Genomic DNA, 14,267 nt, shown 5'->3' with positions numbered 1-14,267 from the left:
AGGCGTCGTCGCCCTCCGTGCGGCAGACCTGGGCGGAACATGGCGGAAACACACGTCAACACCACGTATCCACTCCGTGAACCCGATGTGCGACACACCGTGACCCGCGAGTATCGTCGCCACCTGCACGACGTCGGCTCCGTCCCGAGCCGCCCGCCCCGACACCGCCCCGACACCGGAGGAACCGTTGTCCCGTCTCGCGATCATGAAGGCCATCCTGGGCCCGGTCCTGCGCCTCATGTTCCGGCCTCGCGTCGAGGGCGTCGAGAACATCCCCGGCACCGGGCCGGTCATCCTCGCGGGCAACCACCTGACGTTCATCGACTCGATGATCATGCCGATCTGCCTGGACCGCCCGGCCTACTTCATCGGCAAGGACGAGTACGTGAAGGGCAAGGGCGTGAAGGGCCGGCTGATGGCCTGGTTCTTCACCAGCGTGGGCATGATCCCGGTGGACCGCGACGGCGGCCGCGGCGGTGTGGCCGCGCTGATGACGGGCCGCCGGGTCCTGGAGGAGGGCAAGATCTTCTCCATCTACCCCGAGGGCACCCGCTCCCCCGACGGGCGCCTCTACCGTGGCCGCACCGGCATCGCCCGGCTCACCCTGATGACGGGCGCGCCGGTGGTGCCGTTCGCGATGATCGGCACCGACAAGGTCCAGCCGGGCGGCTCGGGCATCCCGCGCCCCGGCCGGGTGACGGTCCGCTTCGGCGAGCCGATGGAGTTCTCCCGCTACGACGGCATGGACCGCGACCGGTACGTGCTGCGCGCGGTGACGGACTCGGTGATGGCGGAGGTCATGCGGCTGTCGGGCCAGGAGTACGTGGACATGTACGCCACGAAGGCGAAGGAAGCCGCGTAGCGGCCGCGAACGCGAGCGTGAGGGCGCCCCGTACGGAAGTCTCCGTACGGGGCGCCCTGACGTGTGCGCCTCCGCGTGTCGTACGTCTCGTGGGCGTCGTGCGCGTCGTCGGCGTCGTGTGGCGTCAGTGCTCGACGCCGTCGGCCAGCTTCTGGCCCTTGAGCAGGAACCAGGCCGCGACCGCCGTCGCGAGCAGGACCGCCGCGCCGGCGCCGGCGGCGATGCGCAGGCCGTCGACGAAGGCGTCCTGGGCGGCGGTGACCAGGGCGTCGGCCTGGGCCGGGGCGAGGCCCGCGGCGGCCTCTACGGCGCCGCCGAGTGAGTCGTGGGCCGCGGCGGCGGTGCCGGCGGGGAGGCCGGCCGGGGCGGTGAAGTCCCGGTAGACGCCCGTCACGATGGAGCCGAGGAGCGCGATGCCGAGGGCCGCGCCCAGCTCGTACGCCGTCTCGGAGACCGCGGAGGCGGCACCGGCCTGGTCCCTGGGGACGCTGGACAGGATGACGTCGGCGGTGACGGTGAAGGCGAAGCCGGCGCCCACGCCGACGACGAGCAGGCTCGCGCCGAGCAGCGGGTATCCGGTGGACTGGCCGAGCGCGGTCAGGGCCGCGAGGGCGAGGCCGATGGCGGCGAGGCCGCCGGAGACGACGGACCTGACGGAGAACCGGCGGGCCACGTTGCCCGCGACGAGACCGGCCGTCACCGCGCCGACGGCGGCGGGCAGTTCGGCGAGTCCGGCCTCCAGCGGCTGGCGGCCCTGGACCAGCTGGAAGAACTGGGACAGGAAGAACACCAGGCCGGACAGGCCGAGGATGGTCAGCAGGTCGGCGAGGACGGCGCCGGAGAAGCCGCGGTGGCGGAACAGACGCATGTCCAGGAGCGGGGCCGGCAGGGTGAGCTGACGGCGCACGAACCAGGTCAGACCGCCGACTCCGAGGACCGCGGCGACCGCCGCTTCGAGCGTGGGGCCGTGGGCGGCCAGCTCCTTGACCGCGTAGACGACGCCGATCATGCCGACGAGGGAGAGACCCACGCTGGGCAGGTCCCAGGGGCCGGACTTGGGGTTCTTCGACTCGGGGATCAGCTTGGCGCCGACGAGGACCAGGACGGCCATCACGGGCAGGTTGATGAGGAAGACGGAGCCCCACCAGAAGTGTTCGAGCAGGAAGCCGCCGACGACCGGGCCCACGGCCGCGCCGGCCGAGGCCATGGCGCCCCAGATGCCGATCGCGAGGCTGCGCTCGCGCGGGTCGTGGAAGAGGTTGCGGATCAGGGCGAGCGTGGACGGCATCAGGGTGGCACCGGCGACACCGAGCAGGGCGCGGGCCAGGATCATCATCTCGGGGCTGCTCGCGTAGGCGTTGAGCACGGAGAGGGCACCGAACGCGACGGCGCCGCTGAGCAGCAGCTTCTTGCGGCCGATGCGGTCACCGAGGCTGCCCATGGAGACCAGGAGTCCGGCGATGACGAAGGAGTAGACGTCGCCGATCCACAGCAGCTGGGTGCCGGACGGCTTGAGGTCCTCGGAGAGGAAGGGCGTCGCGAGGCCGAGCACCGTGGCGTCCACGGCCACGAGCAGCACGGCCAGGACGAGCACGGAGAGGGCGAGCCATCGGCCGGGGCGGCGGACGCCCTCGGTATGGCTCTCGGTATGGCTCTCGTGCACGGTCGCGCCCTCGGCGCTGTCGGTGATCACTTCTCCACGCTCCTGCGTGCTCCGCCGAGCAGCAGCTCGGCGATCATGTACTGGTAGTCCTTGGCGGCCACCCGGCCGTCCATCACGGCCCAGGCGCCGGAGCCCACGAGCCCGTAGAAGGCTTCGGCGAGCCAGACGGGCGTCAGGTCGATCCGGAAGACGCCCTGCTCCTGCCCGCGCCGGAAGAGCGCGGCGATCCGGGCGTCGAGCCGGGCCCAGCCCTCGTGCTGCTCCTCGCCCTCGAACAGCTGGTTCTCGGTGACGAGGAACGAGAGCAGCGGCGCGACCGGTTCGACGCCGGCGATCAGCCTGCGTACGGCCTCGTCGGCGGGCCCCTCGTCCAGCCGGGCCGCGTCGAGCGCGGCCTCCAGCTCCTCGATGGCCTTCTGCTCCAGGGCCCGGATCAGCGCCTCGCGCCCCGCGAACATCCGGTGCAGCGTGGCCCGCCCGATCCCGGCGGCCCGGGCGACCTCGTCCATGGTGGCGGTCGCGCGGACGGTGAGGGTGGCGGCGGCGGAGTGGAGCACCTGGGTGCGGTCGACGGGTGGCATGAGACAACCATACACCGGATGAGACATGAATGTCTCACACGATAAATCGACGCCTCACCGAGGCGGGACGAGGCCAACGACTGGATCGGGCCGCATCTCGGGCTGCCGGAGCTGCCGTACATCGACTGGCCCCAGATGCACGGAAAGGCCCCTCGCGGGACCTTCTGGAAGACGCAGTACATCCTGGAGTACGCGCAGGGGCGGCCGTTCGCCTGGGTGGACGACGACATCACGTCCTACGACCACGAGTTCGTGGGGCAGAACCACCTCGCCGCCGCCCTGTTGCTGCACGTCGACCCCCGGCTCGGACTGCTCCGGCCGGACTTCGACAGGCTCGCGGACTGGGCGGCGGCGCTGTGACGATCTGAGCTGCTACTTCTTGGCGGCGGCCCAGGCGTGCTGGATGACCAGGTCCGCCTTGACCTCGACCAGCTGGGCGGCGACCGCCGACGGGGCCGTGCCGCCGCGGCCGTTGCGGGAGGCGAGGGCGCCGGGGACGTTGAGGACGGTGCGGACCTCGGGCGTGAGGTGCTCGGAGATCTTGGCGAACTGCTCGTCCGTCAGCTCGTCCAGCTCCTTGCCCTCCGCCTCGGCGACCTTCACGCACTCGCCGGCCACCTCGTGCGCCACCCGGAACGGGACGCCCTGCTTGACCAGCCACTCGGCGATGTCGGTGGCGAGGGAGAAGCCGGCCGGGGCGAGCTCCTCCATCCGCTCCCGGTTGACGGTGAGGGTGGCCATCATGCCGGTGAAGGCCGGCAGCAGGACCTCCAGCTGGTCGCAGGAGTCGAAGACCGGCTCCTTGTCCTCCTGGAGGTCCCGGTTGTAGGCCAGCGGCAGCGCCTTCAGCGTGGCCATCAGGCCGGACAGGTTGCCGATGAGCCGGCCGGACTTGCCCCGGGCGAGCTCGGCGATGTCCGGGTTCTTCTTCTGCGGCATGATCGACGAGCCGGTGGAGAAGGCGTCGTGCAGGGTCACGAAGGAGAACTCCTTCGTGTTCCAGATGATGATCTCCTCGGCGATCCGGGAGAGGTTCACGCCGATCATCGCGGTGATGAAGGCGAACTCGGCGACGAAGTCACGGGAGGCCGTGCCGTCGATCGAGTTCCCGGCCGAGCCCCGCTCGAAGCCGAGGTCCTTGGCGACCGCCTCCGGGTCGAGGCCGAGCGAGGAGCCGGCGAGCGCGCCGGAGCCGTACGGGGAGACCGCGGTCCGGGTATCCCACTGCCGCAGCCGCTCGGCGTCCCGGGAGAGCGACTGGACGTGCGCGAGGACGTGGTGGGCGAAGAGCACCGGCTGGGCGTGCTGGAGGTGCGTCCGGCCGGGCATGGCGACGTCCGGGTGCGCCTCGGCGAGACCGACGAGCGCGTCCTGGAGCTCGGCGATCAGCCCGCCGATGATCCGGGCGTGGTCGCGCAGGTACATCCGGAAGAGCGTGGCGACCTGGTCGTTCCGGGACCGGCCGGCCCGCAGCTTGCCGCCGAGCTCGGCGCCCAGCCGCTCGAGGAGCCCGCGCTCCAGGGCGGTGTGCACGTCCTCGTCGGCGATGGTGCCGGTGAAGGAGCCGTCGGCGACGTCCGCCTCCAGCCGGTCGAGACCGGCCAGCATGCGGGTCAGCTCGTCCTCCGTGAGCAGCCCGGCCTTGTGCAGCACGCGGGCGTGCGCACGGGAACCGGCGATGTCGTACGGCGCGAGCCGCCAGTCGAAGTGGACGGACGCGGACAGCTTCGCCAGGGCCTCGGCGGGACCGTCGGCGAACCGGCCGCCCCAGAGCCGGACGTCACCGTTGTTGCTGCTCACAGCTGATGCTCCTCAGGACAAGGTCTGGATGTGCCACCGCCCCCCTGCCGTACCAACGGCGTACGAGACAGGGAGGCGGCTTGTTCAACGTGCGGGGGTCAGCCCAGGTCGCGCTTCGCGGCGATCTTCGCCGAGAGGGCGAAGATGTCGATGAAGCCCTGCGCCTTCGACTGGTCGAAGGTGTCGCCGGTGTCGTACGTGGCCAGGTTGAAGTCGTAGAGCGACTCCTCGGACTTCCGGCCGGTGACGACCGCGCGGCCGCCGTGCAGGGTCATCCGGATGTCGCCGGTGACGTGCTGGTTGGCCTCGTTGATGAAGCCGTCCAGGGCGCGCTTCAGCGGCGAGAACCACATGCCGTCGTAGACCAGCTCGCCCCAGCGCTGCTCGACCTGCCGCTTGTAGCGGGCCAGCTCGCGCTCGACGGTGACGTTCTCCAGCTCCTGGTGGGCGGTGATCAGGGCGATCGCGCCGGGAGCCTCGTACACCTCGCGGGACTTGATGCCGACGAGGCGGTCCTCGACCATGTCGATCCGGCCGATGCCCTGGGCACCGGCGCGCTCGTTGAGCTGCTGGATGGCCTGGAGGACGGTGACGGGCTTGCCGTCGACGGCGACCGGGACGCCCTCCTTGAAGGAGATGACGACCTCGTCGGGCTCGCGGACGACCGCCGGGTTCTGGGTGTACTCGTAGATGTCCTCGATCGGGGCGTTCCAGATGTCCTCGAGGAAGCCGGTCTCGATGGCGCGGCCGAAGACGTTCTGGTCGATGGAGTACGGGGACTTCTTGGTGGTCGCGATCGGCAGGTTCGCCTTCTCGGCGAAGGCGATGGCCTTGTCGCGGGTCATCGCGTAGTCACGGACCGGGGCGATGCACTTCAGGTCGGGGCCGAGGGCCTGGATGCCGGCCTCGAAGCGGACCTGGTCGTTGCCCTTGCCGGTGCAGCCGTGGGCGACGATCGAGGCGCCGTGCTTCTTGGCGGCGGCGACGAGGTGCTTCACGATGGCCGGCCGCGAGAGGGCGGAGACCAGCGGGTAGCGGTCCATGTAGAGGGCGTTGGCCTTGATCGCCGGGAGGCAGTACTCGTCGGCGAACTCGTCCTTGGCGTCCGCGACCTCGGCCTCGACCGCACCACAGGCGAGCGCGCGCTTGCGGATGACGTCCAGGTCCTCGCCGCCCTGGCCGACGTCCACGGCGACGGCGATGACCTCGGCACCGGTCTCCTCGGCGATCCAGCCGATGGCGACGGAGGTGTCCAGGCCGCCCGAGTAGGCGAGTACGACGCGCTCGGTCACGGGGTTCTCCTTACCTTGCAACCACTGATGGGTATAACTATGCAGTCCTCCGTATGGTTTGTCAAAGCACTCTCGCCGCAGAGGGAAAATCGCAGGCCAGAGGGGATGTACGAGCCCTAGGCTCCGTGCATGAACCGCGAGGAGAAGCCGCTGGACGCGGCGGTACGGGGGCTCGCGCGCGGGCGGCAGCCCGCCCGGGTCATCGACACCACCCACCCCGGCGCGTGGACCGCCCTCGACGAGGGCATCCGCGTCGCGATCGGCTACGGCGAGATCGAGCGGCCCGCCCATCCCTGGCTGAGCACGAGCCGCCTCGCCGCCGCCGTGCGGGCCGCCCTGCGCGCCCCGGCACCCACGGACGCGCAGCTCGCCCTCGCCCTGTGCGACCCCAGCGGCCTCATCCGCGAAGCCGCCCTGCCGCACGCCGCCCGCCGCCCCGCCGTCCTGCCCCTGGTCGCCGTCCGCGCCACCGACTGGGCCGCTCCGGTACGGGACCGGGCCCGTGAGGTCCTGGCCGCGGCCCTGCCCGTTGCGGACGCCGCCACCCTCGGCACGACCGCCCCGGTGATCCTCCGACTGAAGGGCCGACTGCGCGGCGGCGAGGGCGTGGCCCTCCTCCAGGACGCCCTGCGCTCCGTCCCGCCCGCCACCGTCACCGCCCTCTACCTCAACCGGGACCGCCCCACCCGACGACTCGCGTTCGCCGTGGCGATCGAGCGCGGCCTGCTCGGCGCGCGCGAGCTGGCCCGGATCGCCGCGTACGACGACGACGCGGCCGTACGGAACCGGGCCACCGACGCCGCGCTCGCCGTGGGCGTGCCCGACGAGACGCTGCCGCTGCTGCTCGGCGCGCGCTCCGGCGCGGTGCGCTCGGCCGGGGTGATCGCGCTGCGGAAGGCCGGCCGGGCTGCGGAGGCGGAGCCGTTCCTGTACGACCGGTCGGGTCTCGTACGGGCCTGCGCCCGCTGGACGCTCCGCCAGGACGTCCGTGATCCTCTGCCGCTCTACCGGGCCGCCTGCGCGGATCCGGCGACCGTGCCCGACCGGGCGCCGCTCGGGCTCGCCGAGTGCGGCGACCGGAAGGAGGACGTGACGGTGCTGTGGGAGCTGGCCGGGCACGAGCGGGCGCCGGTGCGCGCCTCCGCCGTCATGGGCCTGCGCGCCTTCGAGGCGGACTTCACCCGGCTGCTGCCGCTGCTCGACGACCCCGCGCCCGGAGTCGTACGGGAGGCGGCGCGGGCCCTGCTGCCGTGGGCGGACCGACTGCCGGAGGCGGAGCTGCTGCGCCGCACCCGGCCGGGCCGGCCGGTGCACGTCCGCGTCCGGGCGCTGCGGCTGCTGCGCGAGCACGGCTCCGCCGCGTACCGGGAGACGGCCCGGCGGCTCCTCGCGGACCCGGATCCGGTGCTGCGGGCGCGGGTGCGACGGGCACTCGGCGTCGAGGAGGGCCGCACCCCGTCGCGGAGCAGATGACGCGGCTGACCGCGCCGAGCACCACGCGCGTCCTCCGGGGCGAACGCCGGGCCGGCAGCCGGGCGGTGCCGATGGTGCCGCGCCCGACAGGTGAAACGGCCCGCAGCGCACGGCCGGGGAAACCGATAATCCGTCACATGGGAAAAACGTATGAACGCATCGACGGACGTCTCCGCGCCTTCATCGAGGCCCAGCCGGTCTTCTTCACCGCCACCGCGCCCCTCGCGGGCGACGGCCATGTGAACCTCTCCCCCAAGGGCCGCCAGGGCACGCTCGTCGTGCTCGACGAACTGACCCTGGCCTACGTGGACTTCGGTGGCAGCGGCGCCGAGACGCTGGCGCATCTGCGGGAGCCGGGCAACGGGCGGATCACGCTCATGTGGACGGCGTTCTCCGGGCCGCCGACCGTGGTGCGGGTGCACGGCACGGGCGAGGTGGTGCTCCGGGACGACCCGCGCTTCGCCGGGCTGTTCGCCCGCTTCCCGGCCGAGGCGGTCGAGGGGCAGGGTGGCGTGCGGGCGATCGTCGTGGTGCACGCCCGGCGGGTCAGCGACGCCTGCGGCTACGCCGTGCCGCTGATGGAGTACCAGGAGGACCGGCAGCTGCACGCGGACTACTTCAACCGCAAGACGGAGGAGGAGTTCGACGCGTACTGCGCCCGCAAGGACCACGTGGCGACCAGCCTGGACGGGCTGCCCGCGCTGCCGCTCCCGCTGCCGCCGCTCCCCCGCCCGGGTCAGTAGCGTGGCGGAGCCCTGTCGGGGCGCCTAGCGTCGCCGCCATGCGTACCCTTCTGGCGCTCGGCGCGCTGCTGTTCCCGCTCGCCCAGCCGCCCGCTCCCCTCCCCGCGCGGATGGCGCACACCGGCGGCGGCTCGCAGCTGATCACGGCCGAGGCCGCGGACACCGGCACCACGGCCGGGACCCTCACCTGGTGGGACCGGCGCGGCGGCCGGTGGGTCAGGGCGGGATCCGCGCCCGCGCGCTTCGGGGCGAACGGGCTGGCCGAGGGGACGACCCGGCGCCAGGGCACGAACACCACGCCGACCGGGCTCTACGGGCTCCCGTACGCCTTCGGGACCGCGCCCGCGCCCGCCGGGACGGCGTACGGGTACGCGCGGGTCACCGAGCGGTCCTGGTGGTGCCAGGACAACGCGTCGGCCTCGTACAACCGCTGGGTGGAGGGGCTGCCCCGGGACTGCCGGGCCGCCGAGGCGGAGCACCTGTCGGCGTACCGCACGCAGTACGCGCACGCGCTCGTCATCGGCTTCAACTACGCCCGTCCGGTGCGCGGGCGCGGCGCCGGGATCTTCCTGCACGTGAACGGGCGCGGGGCGACGGCCGGTTGTGTGTCCGTGCCGGCGGAGGCGATGCGCCGGATCCTGGCCTGGGCGGATCCGGCCCGCCGGCCGCACATCGCCGTCGGCACGCGGGGCGGGCCGACGGCGATCACGCGGTACTGAGCGGCTGGGCCGCGTCAGCGCTCCTTCTGCGCGAGGCGCAGCAGGTGGTCGGCGAGCGCCTGCCCGCCGGTCGGGTCGCGGGAGATGAGCAGCAGCGTGTCGTCACCCGCGATCGTGCCGAGGATCGCGTTCAGTTCGGCCTGGTCGATGGCCGACGCGAGGAACTGGGCGGCGCCCGGCGGGGTGCGCAGCACCACCAGGTTGGCGGACGCCTCGGCGGAGATCAGCAGTTCGCCGGAGAGGCGGCGCATCCGCTCCTCCTTGGCGGACTCGCCGAGCGGGGCCTGCGGGGTGCGGAAGCCGCCCTCGCTGGGCACCGCGTAGATCAGTTCGCCGCCCGTGTTGCGGATCTTCACCGCGCCGAGCTCGTCGAGGTCGCGGGAGAGCGTCGCCTGGGTGACGCTCAGTCCGTCGTCCGCGAGGAGCTTGGCCAGCTGGCTCTGCGAGCGCACCGGCTGCCGGTTGAGGATGTCGACGATCCTGCGGTGGCGGGCGGTGCGGGTCTGCGGAACGGACGGCCCGGCGTGTTCGTGTTCCTGCGCGTCGGTCATCGTCGTCTCATTCTCCGGTTCGTCCTTCCCCGTACACCACGTCGAGGACGCCGGGCAGAGCCCGCAGGAAGGCGTCCACCACCGCGTCTCCGACGATCAGCGGCGGCATGAGCCGTACGACATCGGGGGCGGGCGCGTTCACCAGGAGACCGGCGTCCTGAGCCGCCTGCTGCACCTGCGGCGCGAGGGACTCGGTGAGCACGATACCCAGGAGCAGGCCCGAGCCACGGACATGGGAGACCAGCGGGTGGCCGAGACCCTCGATTCCGTCGCGCAGTTTCTCGCCGAGCCGCTTCACCTCGTCGAGGACGGCGTCGCCGCCGAGGGTGTCCAGGACGGCGAGTCCGGCGGCGCAGGCGACCGGGTTGCCGCCGAAGGTGGTGCCGTGGTGGCCGGGCGTGAAGAGCTCCGCGGCCGGGCCGAAGGCGACGGTCGCGCCGAGCGGGAGGCCGCCGCCGAGGCCCTTGGCGAGGGTGACGATGTCGGGGTCGACGCCTTCGTGGGCCTGGTGCTCGAACCAGGTGCCGCAGCGGCCGACGCCGGTCTGCACCTCGTCGAGGACGAGCAGGGTGCCGGTGGCGCGGGTGATCTCGCGGGCGGCCTTCAGATAGCCGGCGGGCGGGACGACGACGCCGTTCTCGCCCTGGACGGGCTCGATGATGACGAAGGCCGTCTCCTCGGTGACGGCGGCGCGCAGGGCGTCCGCGTCCCCGTACGGCACGTGCGTGACGTCGCCGGGCAGCGGCTGGAACGGGCCCTGCTTGCCGGGCTGGCCGGTGAGCGCGAGGGAGCCCATGGTCCGGCCGTGGAAGCCGCCGGTGGTGGCGACCATGTGCCGGCGGCCGGTGAGCCGGCCGAGCTTGAAGGCGGCCTCGTTGGCCTCGGCGCCGGAGTTGCAGAAGAACACCTTGCCGGGCCGGCCGAAGAGCTGGAGCAGCTTCTCGGCGAGGGCGACCGGGGGTTCGGCGACGAAGAGGTTGGAGACGTGGCCGAGGGAGGCGATCTGCTTCGACACGGCGTCGACGACGGCCGGGTGGGCGTGGCCGAGGGCGTTGACGGCGATGCCGCCGACGAAGTCGAGGTACTCGTTGCCGTCGGCGTCCCAGACCCTGGCGCCCTCGCCGCGGACGAGCGGCAGCCGGGGCGTGCCGTAGTTGTCCATCAGCGAGCCCTGCCACCGCTGGGTCAGGTCCTGGTTGCTCATTTCGCGTCCCCCTTGGTCCCGTCCGTCGTCCCGTCCGGCACGACCATCGTGCCGATGCCCTCGTCGGTGAAGATCTCCAGCAGGATCGAGTGCTGCACCCGGCCGTCGATGACCCGGGCGGTGTGCACGCCGTTGCGGACGGCGTGCAGGCAGCCCTCCATCTTGGGGACCATGCCGCTGGAGAGCTCGGGCAGCAGCTTCTCCAGCTGGCTCGCGGTGAGCCGGCTGATGACCTCGTCGCTGTTGGGCCAGTCCTCGTAGAGGCCCTCGACGTCGGTCAGCACCATCAGTGTCTCGGCGCCCAGCGCAGCAGCGAGTGCCGCAGCCGCCGTATCAGCATTGACGTTGTAGACATGGTCGTCGTCCTGGGAGCGGGCGATGGAGGAGACGACGGGGATGCGCCCGTCGGCGAGGAGGGCCTCGATCGCGCCGGTGTCGATGTGGGTGATCTCGCCGACCCGGCCGATGTCGACGGTCTCGCCGTCGATCTCCGGCAGGTGCTTGACGGCGGTGATGGTGTGGGCGTCCTCGCCGGTGAGGCCGACGGCGAGCGGACCGTGCTGGTTCAGCAGGTTGACCAGCTCGCGCTGGACCTGGCCGGCGAGCACCATCCGTACGACGTCCATGGCCTCCTCGGTGGTGACGCGCAGGCCGGCCTTGAACTCGCTGACGATGCCGTGCCTGTCGAGCGCGGCGCTGATCTGCGGGCCGCCGCCGTGCACGACGACCGGCTTGAGGCCGGCGTGGCGCAGGAAGACGACGTCCTGGGCGAAGGCGGCCTTGAGGTCCTCGTCGATCATGGCGTTGCCGCCGAACTTGATGACGACCGTCTTGCCGTGGTGGCGGGTGAGCCAGGGCAGCGCCTCGATGAGGGTCTGCGCCTTGGGGAGGGCGGTGTGCTTCCGCGCGGCCGGGTTCGCGCCCGGGTTCTTGGGATCGCTCATGACGAGTAGGCGCTGTTCTCGTGGACGTAGTCGGCGGTGAGGTCGTTGGCCCAGATGACGGCGGTCTCGGACCCGGCGGCGAGGTCGGCGGTGATGACGACCTCCCGGTAGCGCATGTCGACCAGCTCGCGGTCCTCGCCGACGGAGCCGTTCCGGCAGACCCAGACGCCGTTGATGGCGACGTTGAGGCTGTCCGGCTCGAAGGCGGCGGAGGTGGTGCCGATGGCTGAGAGCACCCGGCCCCAGTTGGGGTCCTCGCCGTGGATGGCGCACTTGAGCAGGTTGTTGCGGGCGATGGACCGGCCGACCTCGACGGCGTCGTCCTCCGTGGCCGCGTTGATCACCTCGATCCGGATGTCCTTGCTGGCGCCCTCGGCGTCGCCGATGAGCTGGCGGGCGAGGTCGGCGCAGACGTCCTGGACGGCCTGGGCGAACTCGTCCTGCGCCGGGGTGACGCCGGCGGCACCGGAGGCGAGGAGCAGCACGGTGTCGTTGGTGGACATGCAGCCGTCGGAGTCGACCCGGTCGAAGGTGAGCCGGGTGGCGTGGCGCAGGGCCGCGTCGAGGCCGGTGGCGTCGACGTCGGCGTCGGTGGTGAGGACGACGAGCATGGTGGCGAGGCCGGGGGCGAGCATGCCCGCGCCCTTGGCCATGCCGCCGACGGTCCAGCCGTCCTTCTGGACCACCGACGTCTTGTGGACGGTGTCGGTGGTCTTGATGGCGATGGCGGCCTTCTCGCCGCCGTGCTCGGAGAGCTCGGCCGCGGCCTGCTCGACGCCCGGGAGCAGCTTGTCCATGGGGAGCAGGACGCCGATGAGACCGGTGGAGGCGACGGCGACCTCGCCGGCGCCGGTCTCACGGCCTGCCTTGGTGAGGACCTCGGCGACCTTCTCGGCGGTGGCGTGCGTGTCCTGGAAGCCCTGCGGGCCGGTGCAGGCGTTGGCGCCGCCGGAGTTGAGGACGACGGCGGTCAGCTCGCCGTCGGCGAGGACCTGCTGGGACCAGAGGACCGGGGCGGCCTTGACGCGGTTGGAGGTGAAGACTCCCGCGGCGGCGCGGCGCGGCCCGGTGTTGACCACGAGGGCCAGGTCCGGATTGCCGTTCTGCTTGATCCCGGCCGCGATGCCCGCGGCCGTGAATCCCTTCGCTGCGGTGACGCTCATGGAGCGACTCCAATCGTGGAGAGTCCCGTGTCCTCGGGGAGTCCGAGGGCGATGTTCATGCTCTGCACCGCGCCGCCGGCGGTGCCCTTGGTGAGGTTGTCGATGGCGCTGATCACGATGATCCGGTTGGCGGCCTCGTCGTACGCGACCTGCACGTGAACGGCGTTGGAACCGTAGACGGAGGCCGTGGCCGGCCACTGGTCCTCGGGGAGGAGGTGGACGAACGGCTCGTCGGCGTACGCCTTCTGGTACGCGGCGCGCAGGCTCTCGGCGGTGACGCCGGGCCTGGCGGTGGCCGAGCAGGTGGCGAGGATGCCGCGGGGCATCGGCGCGAGGGTGGGCGTGAAGGAGACGGTGACCCGCTCGCCCGCCGCCGCGCTGAGGTTCTGGATCATCTCGGGGGTGTGCCGGTGGCCGCCGCCGACGCCGTACGGGGACATGTTGCCCATGACCTCGCTGCCGAGCAGGTGCGGCTTGGCGGCCTTGCCGGCGCCGGAGGTGCCGGAGGCGGCGACGATCACGGCCTCGGGTTCGGCGAGCCCGCCCGCGTACGCCGGGAAGAGCGCGAGCGACACGGCGGTGGGGTAGCAACCGGGCACCGCGATGCGCTTGGACCCCTCCAGCGCGGCGCGGGCACCCGGCAGTTCGGGGAGGCCGTACGGCCAGGTGCCGGCGTGCGGGGAGCCGTAGAAGGCCTCCCAGTCGGCCGCGTCCTCGAGCCGGAAGTCGGCGCCCATGTCGACGACGAGGACGTCCGGGCCGAGCTGCTCGGCGACGGCGGCGGACTGTCCGTGCGGCAGGGCCAGGAAGACGACGTCATGGCCGGCGAGGGCCTCGGGGGTGGTCTCGGCGAGCACCCGGTCGGCGAGCGGCAGCAGGTGCGGCTGGAGGCCGCCGAGCCGCTGACCGGCGTTGGAGTGGCCGGTCAGGGTGCCGATCTCGACCTCGGGGTGGGCGAGGAGGAGGCGCAGGAGCTCTCCGCCCGCGTATCCGCTCGCGCCCGCGACTGCTGCTCGTACCGTCATCGAAACCCTCCTCATAGATGGCATGACTATACGAGCTCTCGCAGTTTTATGCAAAGCCCGGTGTCACGTCGCGCCGGGCGGCGGGCGTCAACGGACCGACGGCCGACCATCCCGGCCGCCCGGCCGTCTTCGGGCCGCCGCACCGTCTCGGCGCGGGGCCGCGCCGGCGCGCGGCGGCGGCTCCGGCGAAAAGCGGATGCGGCCGACGCCCCTCCCTCGTACCCTCGATCCCATGTCTACGCCCCGA

The 14,267-nt window shown here is 72.4% G+C and carries 13 protein-coding genes and 1 pseudogene; 5 read left to right on the top strand and 9 right to left on the bottom strand.

Annotation, left to right across the window (positions count from 1 at the left end; all coding sequences use genetic code 11):
* Positions 1–187: 187 nt before the first annotated feature.
* Positions 188–862: a lysophospholipid acyltransferase family protein gene (locus ACWEV0_RS22505; RefSeq protein WP_453151175.1), complete on the top strand. Its 675-nt coding sequence runs from the start codon at positions 188–190 to the stop codon at positions 860–862.
* A 124-nt stretch (positions 863–986) separates the two neighbouring features.
* On the opposite strand, the gene ACWEV0_RS22500 is transcribed toward ACWEV0_RS22505, so the two are convergent.
* Entirely contained in the window at positions 987–2,525 is a 1,539-nt protein-coding gene (locus tag ACWEV0_RS22500; RefSeq protein WP_453151200.1) for an MFS transporter, read from the bottom strand.
* 26 nt (positions 2,526–2,551) lie between these two features.
* Positions 2,552–3,106 (bottom strand): TetR/AcrR family transcriptional regulator, encoded by a 555-nt coding sequence (locus ACWEV0_RS22495; RefSeq protein WP_453151174.1) that lies wholly within the window; start codon positions 3,104–3,106, stop codon positions 2,552–2,554.
* Positions 3,107–3,172: 66 nt separating this feature from the next.
* Between ACWEV0_RS22495 and ACWEV0_RS22490 the strand changes: the two are divergent.
* Positions 3,173–3,466: pseudogene (locus tag ACWEV0_RS22490) on the top strand (hypothetical protein); the annotation flags it as partial.
* 12 nt (positions 3,467–3,478) lie between these two features.
* Here ACWEV0_RS22490 and argH read toward each other — a convergent pair.
* Both argH and ACWEV0_RS22480 read right to left on the bottom strand, forming a co-directional pair.
* Positions 3,479–4,906 (bottom strand): argininosuccinate lyase, encoded by a 1,428-nt coding sequence (gene argH / locus ACWEV0_RS22485; protein WP_453151173.1) that lies wholly within the window; start codon positions 4,904–4,906, stop codon positions 3,479–3,481.
* 98 nt (positions 4,907–5,004) lie between these two features.
* The gene (locus ACWEV0_RS22480) at positions 5,005–6,198 is read right to left on the bottom strand and encodes an argininosuccinate synthase (protein ID WP_453151172.1); all 1,194 of its coding nucleotides are present in this window, start codon (positions 6,196–6,198) and stop codon (positions 5,005–5,007) included.
* Between the two features lie 129 nt (positions 6,199–6,327).
* Between ACWEV0_RS22480 and ACWEV0_RS22475 the strand changes: the two genes are divergently transcribed.
* The 3 genes from ACWEV0_RS22475 (at position 6,328) to ACWEV0_RS22465 (ending at position 9,133) form a co-directional block, all read left to right on the top strand.
* Positions 6,328–7,671 (top strand): hypothetical protein, encoded by a 1,344-nt coding sequence (locus ACWEV0_RS22475; RefSeq protein ID WP_453151171.1) that lies wholly within the window; start codon positions 6,328–6,330, stop codon positions 7,669–7,671.
* Between the two features lie 137 nt (positions 7,672–7,808).
* Positions 7,809–8,414 carry a pyridoxamine 5'-phosphate oxidase family protein gene (locus ACWEV0_RS22470; RefSeq protein WP_453151170.1) on the top strand — a complete coding sequence of 202 codons (606 nt, stop codon included), beginning with the start codon at positions 7,809–7,811 and terminating at the stop codon, positions 8,412–8,414.
* Between the two features lie 38 nt (positions 8,415–8,452).
* Complete coding sequence (locus tag ACWEV0_RS22465) at positions 8,453–9,133, top strand: L,D-transpeptidase family protein (protein ID WP_453151169.1); 681 nt, start codon at positions 8,453–8,455, stop codon at positions 9,131–9,133.
* Between the two features lie 14 nt (positions 9,134–9,147).
* On the opposite strand, the gene ACWEV0_RS22460 is transcribed toward ACWEV0_RS22465, so the two are convergent.
* From ACWEV0_RS22460 to argC, 5 genes are read right to left on the bottom strand one after another with little or no spacing between them, the layout of a single operon-like run.
* Positions 9,148–9,684: an arginine repressor gene (locus ACWEV0_RS22460; protein WP_403796947.1), complete on the bottom strand. Its 537-nt coding sequence runs from the start codon at positions 9,682–9,684 to the stop codon at positions 9,148–9,150.
* Positions 9,685–9,691: 7 nt separating this feature from the next.
* Positions 9,692–10,888 carry an acetylornithine transaminase gene (locus tag ACWEV0_RS22455; protein WP_453151168.1) on the bottom strand — a complete coding sequence of 399 codons (1,197 nt, stop codon included), beginning with the start codon at positions 10,886–10,888 and terminating at the stop codon, positions 9,692–9,694.
* On the bottom strand, positions 10,885–11,832 hold the full coding sequence (argB, locus tag ACWEV0_RS22450; RefSeq protein ID WP_453151167.1) for an acetylglutamate kinase: 948 nt from the start codon (positions 11,830–11,832) through the stop codon (positions 10,885–10,887). The genes ACWEV0_RS22455 and argB overlap by 4 nt, the downstream gene beginning before the upstream one ends.
* A complete protein-coding gene (gene argJ / locus ACWEV0_RS22445) occupies positions 11,829–12,995 on the bottom strand; it encodes a bifunctional glutamate N-acetyltransferase/amino-acid acetyltransferase ArgJ (RefSeq protein ID WP_453151166.1) in 1,167 nt (388 codons plus the stop codon). Before argJ ends, argB begins: the two co-directional genes overlap by 4 nt.
* Entirely contained in the window at positions 12,992–14,020 is a 1,029-nt protein-coding gene (argC, locus tag ACWEV0_RS22440; protein ID WP_453151165.1) for an N-acetyl-gamma-glutamyl-phosphate reductase, read from the bottom strand. The genes argJ and argC overlap by 4 nt, the downstream gene beginning before the upstream one ends.
* Between the last annotated feature and the right edge of the window lie 247 nt (positions 14,021–14,267).

Source organism: Streptomyces sp. NPDC003943, assembly GCF_053605265.1.
Note: the sequence above shows the minus strand (reverse complement) of the source record. Positions and strands in the feature narration are given on the sequence as shown.

What these genes read in the sequence shown, in the direction of transcription:
- ACWEV0_RS22460 (WP_403796947.1), bottom strand. Translation starts at nt 9,684, where the DNA reads ATGACCGACGCGCAGGAACACGAACACGCCGGGCCGTCCGTTCCGCAG.
- ACWEV0_RS22465 (WP_453151169.1), top strand. Translation starts at nt 8,453, where the DNA reads ATGCGTACCCTTCTGGCGCTCGGCGCGCTGCTGTTCCCGCTCGCCCAG.
- ACWEV0_RS22495 (WP_453151174.1), bottom strand. Translation starts at nt 3,106, where the DNA reads ATGCCACCCGTCGACCGCACCCAGGTGCTCCACTCCGCCGCCGCCACC.
- ACWEV0_RS22470 (WP_453151170.1), top strand. Translation starts at nt 7,809, where the DNA reads ATGGGAAAAACGTATGAACGCATCGACGGACGTCTCCGCGCCTTCATC.
- argJ (WP_453151166.1), bottom strand. Translation starts at nt 12,995, where the DNA reads ATGAGCGTCACCGCAGCGAAGGGATTCACGGCCGCGGGCATCGCGGCC.
- argB (WP_453151167.1), bottom strand. Translation starts at nt 11,832, where the DNA reads ATGAGCGATCCCAAGAACCCGGGCGCGAACCCGGCCGCGCGGAAGCAC.
- ACWEV0_RS22455 (WP_453151168.1), bottom strand. Translation starts at nt 10,888, where the DNA reads ATGAGCAACCAGGACCTGACCCAGCGGTGGCAGGGCTCGCTGATGGAC.
- argC (WP_453151165.1), bottom strand. Translation starts at nt 14,020, where the DNA reads ATGACGGTACGAGCAGCAGTCGCGGGCGCGAGCGGATACGCGGGCGGA.
- ACWEV0_RS22475 (WP_453151171.1), top strand. Translation starts at nt 6,328, where the DNA reads ATGAACCGCGAGGAGAAGCCGCTGGACGCGGCGGTACGGGGGCTCGCG.